The following is a 7618-nucleotide window of genomic DNA, read 5'->3' as shown; positions in this document are numbered from 1 at the left end:
TAGCCTTTACCTGATGCGCTACCGAATTCTCAACTGGCATTTAAAAATGCGGCATTTTGGCCCGTACACCTTTTAATTACATTTAATTCGTGAAGCTTACTTATAAGAAAAAGGCAGCCTGGTTGCTATAAGCCACCCTATCTGCAGCCGTATTTCTGGGTATTATTCTCATTATACTGGAGCTTATTAATGAATCAGCGTTTGGATATCATCGGTATTGGCCTTGGCCCATCGAATCTTAGCCTGGCAGCCTTAGGAAGTGAAATAGAGGGATTTACGGGACAATTCCTTGAACGCAAGCCTCACTTCTCCTGGCACCCAGGGATGATCCTGGCGGATTGCAGTATGCAGACCAACTTCTTAAAAGATTTAGTGAGTGCGGTTGCCCCAACCAATCGCTACAGCTTTCTCAACTATCTGGTGAAAAACAGAAAATTTTATCGTTTCCTGACGACGGAGCAGCGCACCGCATCGCGCGAAGAGTTCGCCGATTACCTTACCTGGGCCGCCGCCGGGATGGGATCATTGGCATTCAATCAAGACGTTCAGCGGGTCGAATTTGACGATCGGCAGCGCCAGTTCGTGGTGACCACCTCGAATAAGGTCTTCCACGCCAAACACGTCAGCATAGGTATAGGCAAGAAAATAAAGTTGCCGGATTGCGTGACGACGCAAAGCGATCGCTGTTTCCACGCCAGCGAAATGATGCTGCGCAACCCCGATCTGACCGGGAAACGCGTGGCGATCGTCGGCGGCGGCCAGAGCGGCGCAGATCTGTTCCTGAACATTTTTAAAGGGGAATGGGGGCAGCCGGAGCAGCTCGACTGGATATCGCGCCGCAACAACTACAATGCGCTCGATGAGGCTGCTTTTGCCAACGAATACTTCACGCCCGATTACGTCGAGAGCTTTTACTCACTGGACAGCACGGCCAAGCGGCATATGCTGGCCGAACAGAAGATGACCTCAGATGGCATCACCAGTGAGTCGCTGCTGGCGATTTATCGCGCCATGTACCACCGCTTCGACGTCCTGCGCGAGAAATTATGGGTGCGCCTGCTGCCCAGCCGTTCGCTGACGGCCGTGAAACACACGCTGGACAACGCCTACCAGCTCGAAACGCGTCATCATCTCGATCACGGCCAGGAAACCTTCAAGGCGGACGTGGTGATCTTTGCCACCGGTTATCAATCGGCGACGCCTGAGTTCCTTGAGCCTTTGGCCCACCGGTTGTTGAAGACTGCGGACGGCGAATACCGCATAGCCCCTGACTTTACCTTTGAGTGGGAAGGCCCAGCGGAGAACTGCTTATTTGCGATGAACGCCAGTATGCATAATCACGGCATTGCCGATCCTCAGCTGAGCCTGATGGCCTGGCGATCGGCCCGCATTCTTAATCGGGCGTTAGACCACAAGCCATTTGATCTGGGAACAACGCCGACAGCCATTCAATGGCGCAGTGAAAGCGTGCCGCCCGCGTTTTAAATGCAAGAACGTCTTAATCATTGTCATTATGCTTTGATGGAATTACGTATATGAAGAGACAATTCAAGAAGTTTATTCTGAATCAGCTGGCCGTATTAGCCCCCGAATTCAAGGCCAGATTGATCTACAAAAGGGCATTTGGCAAACCGCTGAATTTACAGTCCCCCTCAACCTGGAATGAAAAAATAAATCATCTTAAGTTGAATGACTACAGTAATAACGCATTAGTGACTCAATGTGCAGATAAATATGCGGTGAGAGAGTACATCAAAGAAAAGGGATGTGAAGAGATTCTTAATGAGTTGTATTTTTCCTGTGATTCAGTGCAGGAAATACCGTGGGAAACGCTGCCTGATAAATTTGTCATCAAGGGAAACCACGGTTCAGGGTATAATTTAATTTGCCAAAATAAGCAATCATTGAACATTAAAAGCGCCTCTCATCTGATTGATGGGTGGATGAAAGACGATTACTGGAAAACCTATGTAGAACTCAACTACAAAGGGATACAAAAAAAGATCATTGGGGAAAAATATATCGAATCGGCCAATGGTCACGGGCCTGAAGACTATAAAATCTATTGTTTCCGCGGTGTGCCTTACTGCACCTTACTGTGCGTCGGCAGGGATACCGGGACGCCAAAATATTACTTCTTCGACAAAGAGTTCAAGTTCCTTTGCTATAGCGAGGACTGCCTGGCATTGAGCCAGGAGGAGATAAACGCTTTCGTGAAACCTGAGGGATACGATGAACTGTTTGAGTACGCCACTCGCTTGTCGGCGCCCTTTGAGTTTGTTCGCGTTGATTTCTACATCTCGCAAGGCCAAATCATTTTTGGCGAGCTGACTTTTACCCCCTCCGCCGGGTTGGATACGGATATTTTGCCGCCGACCGATATTTTGCTTGGCAAGATGCTGACACTGCAACAGCACTGATTTTCACCGGACGCCCGCAGAGAAGATCGTGCGGCGCAGTATCCAGCGCGAGGAGGAATACCGGCCGACATGTTCGCAGCCTGCCGGCCGGTATTGCCCTGAGGGTTATCGGGCCAATGACCTCGCTTGTTCATGCCGCCGTTACAGAAAAGCCCCGCCACCCATCCCTGATAGCCCGCAGCCGACCCAAGAGCAATGCCTCAGCCGGACCACATAACCATTTGAAAAATAATGGCATTAAATAATCAATAAGAATCACTTACATATTTATAATAAAATGTTCTATATGTATAGGAAGCTATAATATAAGATACCGGAAAGTTTCCCTGGTGTTGTTGTGTGTCTTTGCCCTATTTTATAGGGCTTTTTTTGCTAAAAATCGTTGATAACCGTGTATTTCCCCCTCCATTCGCCATTCCTCTCACCATAAAAATCATAACCATTTCTAATTAATTGCAATCTCTCTTATTCCTGACTTACCAATAATAACAATGAGTTGCTATTAACCCGGCAAAGCAACTGGCGACCCTCTTCCGGGTTTTGGCCGCCATTCGCGGCCGGAATGTCCGCCCTAAAGCTAGGTTTTTGCCGGGCGCGAACGGATGCTACTATCGGCCTTTTTCCGAAGGTGTTAACCCGCATGTTTTTGTCCAACCGGCATTTTATCTCTGCGCTTCTGGCGCTCGCCATCGGCCTTTGGCTGCCGGGCTCCGTGCTGGCCAGGCCCGATTTGGAACGCAAGATCGGCGCTACCATAGCCGATAGCGATTCTGCGGATTACCGTTTCAGCGACCTGCGCTTCACCTCCGCCGATGGCCGACGGCATTATCGCGTTCGCATCGCCCAACCGCATCGGGCGCCTGAGCCGGACGGCTATCCAACGATTTATTTCCTTGACGGCAACGCGGTGCTGATGGAGTTAAACGCCGCCTTACTGGCCAAATTGGCAGCGGCGAAGCGGCCGCCGGTGCTGGTCATGATCGGCTATGACAACGATCTGCGCATCGATGCCGCCGGCCGCGCCTACGACTATACGCTCCCTCTGCCGGCAGGCATGAAGACACCGCCACGGTCCGGCGGGGGCGCGGATGCGTTCCTGCAATTGATTGAAACTCGGATCAAACCGGCGATCGCCGCCAGACTGGCGGTCGATCCGCAGCGGCAGACGCTGTGGGGGCACTCTTACGGCGGGCTCTTCGTTCTGCACACGTTGTTTACCCATCCCGCCGCCTTTCAGCGCTATATCGCCGTGGAACCCTCGCTGTGGTGGGGCAATGGCATGATCCTGCAAGAAGCGCAGCAGATGACGGAACGGCGCGCGGCGCCGGCGGTAAGGCTGCAACTGTGGATTGGCCTGGCGGAACGCGATCGCGCGGCCCCGCCCGGCGTGAAGAGCCCCGCTCTGCCGGCGGACGCAACGCATTTGCTGGCCGAACAGCTGGCGCAGCTCGACGGTTTCACCGTCGGCTATCGGGAATGGCCCGCCTTAGGGCACGGCGCCATGCTGGGCGCGACCATCGAGCCGGCGCTGGACAGCGTCATCGCAGAAGACTGAATCCGCGGCTCAGAAGGTATCGGCCACATTTTCATCTGCGGCGCATATCTTCTGATAAGAAGAGTGTTTAATATCTGAGACAGAGAACGGTGGCCGTGGGCGAGCGCGTCAAAAAACAAAGTGGCTCCCCCGTCGGCAAGTGAGCTTGCTCTATCCGGTGGAGCCATACAGTACTGCAGTTTTCCCGGTGGGGCCCTGGTGAGGCGCAAGTAGGAAAAGATGGTGTAAGCAGGGCATTTCAGCGTTTTAATACCGCCTGTTTCACTATTTTCTTCTCCCTGTGGCGCCTATCATAAGCGCCCGCTCACCAGGTGGAAAAGGGTGAAAACCACCCTTGAAATACATTAACGAAAGTGATATTAGAAGCGGTTGGGGCGAAAGCGCCTAGTTCAGTTTTGAATAATTAAATCAGGGAATTATATTAAAAATGAATATTAATATCACCGACAAACCCAACCCGCAGGATGAAGAGTTCGTTATCGACAGCCTTTGGGCGCACAATCATAAAACCCAGCCCGTAGACATTCACCCGCTGTTCCTGACCGTTACCGACGACAGCCAGCAGATCGTCGGCGGCCTGGTCGCGCGCACCTGGTGGGGCGGCCTGGAAGTGCAGTATCTGTGGGTTGGCGATCAATGCCGCAAAAGCGGGTACGGCCGCCAATTGATGGAGTTGGCCGAGGAAGAAGCCCGCAAGCGCGGTTGCCATATGGCCTATGTCGATACCTTCGATTTCCAGGCCAGAGGCTTCTACGAAAAACTGGGCTACCGGGTCTACGGCGAACTGGGCGACTATGCGCATCGCCACACCCGCCATTATCTGGCTAAAAGCCTGTAACGCGGCCTGAGCGGCACAGAGGTGGGTATGGGTTCATCGCATAAAAATAATGAATCTTATTTTAAGGGCCTCATCACCATGATGGAGCACCTGAGCGAACCCTGGGGCATCAAAGATCACCTGTCCCGCCACCTCTATATGAACCGCGCCGCTTATCTCTATACCAATACGCCGCTGAATTTCGACGTCGCCGGCAAATATGACCACGAGTTCCCCGCCGACTGGGCCGACTCCGCCGCCGACTTTATCGAACATGACAAGATGACCGAAGCGGCGCGCGATCGGGTCACGGTCATAGAAACGCACTACTGGTACGGCAAAGACAGCCTGACGCCGTTTATCAGCGAAAAGCTGCCGGTGTACAACGATGACAAACAGGTGATTGGCGTGATCTGGAACGCCAAACCGATGAACAGCCTGTCGCCGTTGAAGTACATCAATCAGCAAAAACCCAGCGTGTTGACCACCGAAGTCAATAACGAGCTGTTCACCCGTGCCGAACTCGATGTCATTTTCCTTATGCTGCAACGATTTACGGTGAAAGAGATCGCCAAAATCTATAATGTCAGCAATAAGACCATCGAAAACCGCATTTATAACATTTACCAGAAGGCCAACGTGCATACTCAGCAGCAATTTGAGGAATACTGCAAATACGCCAATCTGGATAACTACATTCCCGATCGCCTGATAACCAAAGGCATTCAGTTTATTTGAACCGCAAGGAAGATCTCACCGTGATAAAGATCGAAGATTATCCGCTCACCCGGGTGCCGCAAGATAAACGAGTTTCGTTTTTAAGCGTGGCCATCGTGCATATGGGCATGCTGACCGCGCTGGACCAGTTCATGCTCGGCGCCGTGCTCGGCAACTCCATGACGCTGATTGACGCCTTCACCGCCATTTTCGTCGGCAGCCTGATCTTCGGCGTGGTGACCTTCGGCCTGGGGCTGGCGGGCATGCGCGAAGGCATTTCCGGCAGCCTGCTAGCGCGCTGGTGCGGTTTCGGCCGTCTGGGTTCGGTGCTGATCGGCGTGGTGGTTGCCGTCAGTCTGCTGGGTTGGTTCGGCATTCAGAACGCCATTTTCGCCAAATCGCTCGACTTCGCGCTCGGCAATAAGCTGGGCTTTGGCCTGGCCGCCGGGCTCTCGGGCACGCTGTTGACCATCCTGGTGGCATTCGGCTTCAAGGCGCTGCGCATCGCCGCCCGTATCGCGGTGCCGATGTTCATCATGCTGGTGGCCTATATTTCGGTGACCGCGCTTTCCGGCCATAACCTGCAGGAGATCATCCAGCTGGCGCCGCCGGGTGAACCGCTGACCATCAGCGCCGGCATCACCATCGTCGTCGGCGGCGCCATCGTGGCCAGCCTGATGACCCCCGATCTGACCCGTTACTCCAAAAACGGCAAGCACGTGCTCGGCGTCACGCTCTTCACCATCATCGCCGGCGAGTTCGTGGTGAACGGCCTGGCGATCCTGATCGCCAAAACCCTGGGCACCGCGGATGTGGTCACCATCATGTCGCAAGCGGCCGGCGGCGCCGGTTTGCTGGTGGTGGTGTTCTCCACCCTGCGCGTCAACGATCTCAACCTGTACTCTTCTTCGCTGGGCATCGTCAACGCGCTGGAAGGCATCACCGGCAAGAAGCTGAAGTACACCTACACTACGCTGGTGATCGGTATTCTGGGCACCACGCTGTCGGTGCTGGGCATTCTTGACCGCTTTGTCGACTTCCTGACGGTGCTTGGCGTGGTCTTCCCGCCGATTATCGGCATCATGCTGGTGGACTATTATCTGCTGCGCAGCCATCGCAAGATCCTGGATGAGAGCCGCCGTACCGGCCAGTTGCCGAACGAAACGCCAACTATCGGCTGGGCGGCGATCGTCGCCAGCATCGCCGGCGGCGCCGTCGGCCTGGCGACCGAATGGGGCGTACCGACCATCAATTCCCTGGTCGCTGCCAGCCTGCTGTATTGGGTGCTTAAACTGGTCTTCAGCCGGGCGCAAAAACCGCTGGCATCACAGAAATCGCTCTGATTTTCGTGAACGCGATAATGCACTCCTCCAGGTCTCGGGGGAGTGTTTGACGCTCGAAAAGGGGATTCAATGCAAAAGAAGGGGCCGATCGCGCAGACAAGCGGCCGTGGTGGTTAGGGTCCCTGGTGTCGGTAGCAAGCTATCCATTTATGCTCAGAGTGTGGCAATGCCCCCTCTGAGCTTTTTATTATAAAAACTGTCGGCTTCCGTATTTTGATCGTAAAGAAAAGCTTCAGCTTGCATGAACAGTAGCCCATGAAATCGGCTTTGGTCAACATAAAAGTAAACATAAAACCGGCTTTTGTGTTCACTTTTCCATAAGTAAAACCTAATCAATTGATTTGCACGGCTTTATCTTTCTCGCAGAGGAAGCAGGCTACCCCCGCTGACATCACTGCGCTAAACGGCTGACGATAAACAATAATTACCACTAATAATCAGTTCGTTACCCGCTCGTCCGCGCCTTTTTATCTGGACAACGCCAATGCGTAAGATATAGTGAAGCCTGCGTAATGTTTGTAAGGACAGCCAATGAAAACCACCAACGCACAGCGCAAAATCAACATCATTAAAAATATTGAATATCTGATGCGTACCCGCGGTGAAACCAAGGCTTCCTTTTCCAATCGCAGCGGCCTGACGCGCACTACCCTCTACAAAATTCTTGACGGAAGAGTGAACAACGTTCAGCAATCCACCGTGAATCGGATCTCCGATTTCTTCGGTGTCTCCTGTGAAGAGATCGAAGATTACGATCTGGAAAAGC

General features: G+C 53.1%; 7 protein-coding genes. All 7 read left to right on the top strand.

What is annotated here, in order from left to right:
* The first annotated feature begins 189 nt into the window (after positions 1-189).
* On the top strand, positions 190-1485 hold the full coding sequence (locus ADK28_RS03535; RefSeq protein WP_048794900.1) for a lysine N(6)-hydroxylase/L-ornithine N(5)-oxygenase family protein: 1296 nt from the start codon (positions 190-192) through the stop codon (positions 1483-1485).
* Positions 1486-1535: 50 nt separating this feature from the next.
* Entirely contained in the window at positions 1536-2420 is an 885-nt protein-coding gene (locus ADK28_RS03530) for an ATP-grasp fold amidoligase family protein (protein ID WP_016930105.1), read from the top strand.
* Between the two features lie 640 nt (positions 2421-3060).
* A complete protein-coding gene (locus tag ADK28_RS03525; RefSeq protein WP_048794899.1) occupies positions 3061-3975 on the top strand; it encodes an alpha/beta hydrolase in 915 nt (304 codons plus the stop codon).
* A 427-nt stretch (positions 3976-4402) separates the two neighbouring features.
* A complete protein-coding gene (locus tag ADK28_RS03520) occupies positions 4403-4813 on the top strand; it encodes a GNAT family N-acetyltransferase (RefSeq protein ID WP_016930107.1) in 411 nt (136 codons plus the stop codon).
* 27 nt (positions 4814-4840) lie between these two features.
* On the top strand, positions 4841-5530 hold the full coding sequence (locus tag ADK28_RS03515; RefSeq protein WP_004937346.1) for a helix-turn-helix transcriptional regulator: 690 nt from the start codon (positions 4841-4843) through the stop codon (positions 5528-5530).
* Positions 5531-5550: 20 nt separating this feature from the next.
* A complete protein-coding gene (locus tag ADK28_RS03510; protein WP_048794901.1) occupies positions 5551-6852 on the top strand; it encodes a cytosine permease in 1302 nt (433 codons plus the stop codon).
* Between the two features lie 531 nt (positions 6853-7383).
* Positions 7384-7618 (top strand): helix-turn-helix domain-containing protein (locus ADK28_RS03505; RefSeq protein WP_048794898.1); only part of this gene is annotated, 235 nt, incomplete at its 3' end.

The sequence above is a fragment of the Serratia sp. 506_PEND genome, assembly GCF_001076875.1.
Classification (GTDB): Bacteria; Pseudomonadota; Gammaproteobacteria; order Enterobacterales; family Enterobacteriaceae; genus Serratia; species Serratia marcescens.
Note: the sequence above shows the minus strand (reverse complement) of the source record. Positions and strands in the feature narration are given on the sequence as shown.

What these genes read in the sequence shown, in the direction of transcription:
- ADK28_RS03535 (WP_048794900.1), top strand. Translation starts at nt 190, where the DNA reads ATGAATCAGCGTTTGGATATCATCGGTATTGGCCTTGGCCCATCGAAT.
- ADK28_RS03530 (WP_016930105.1), top strand. Translation starts at nt 1,536, where the DNA reads ATGAAGAGACAATTCAAGAAGTTTATTCTGAATCAGCTGGCCGTATTA.
- ADK28_RS03525 (WP_048794899.1), top strand. Translation starts at nt 3,061, where the DNA reads ATGTTTTTGTCCAACCGGCATTTTATCTCTGCGCTTCTGGCGCTCGCC.
- ADK28_RS03520 (WP_016930107.1), top strand. Translation starts at nt 4,403, where the DNA reads ATGAATATTAATATCACCGACAAACCCAACCCGCAGGATGAAGAGTTC.
- ADK28_RS03515 (WP_004937346.1), top strand. Translation starts at nt 4,841, where the DNA reads ATGGGTTCATCGCATAAAAATAATGAATCTTATTTTAAGGGCCTCATC.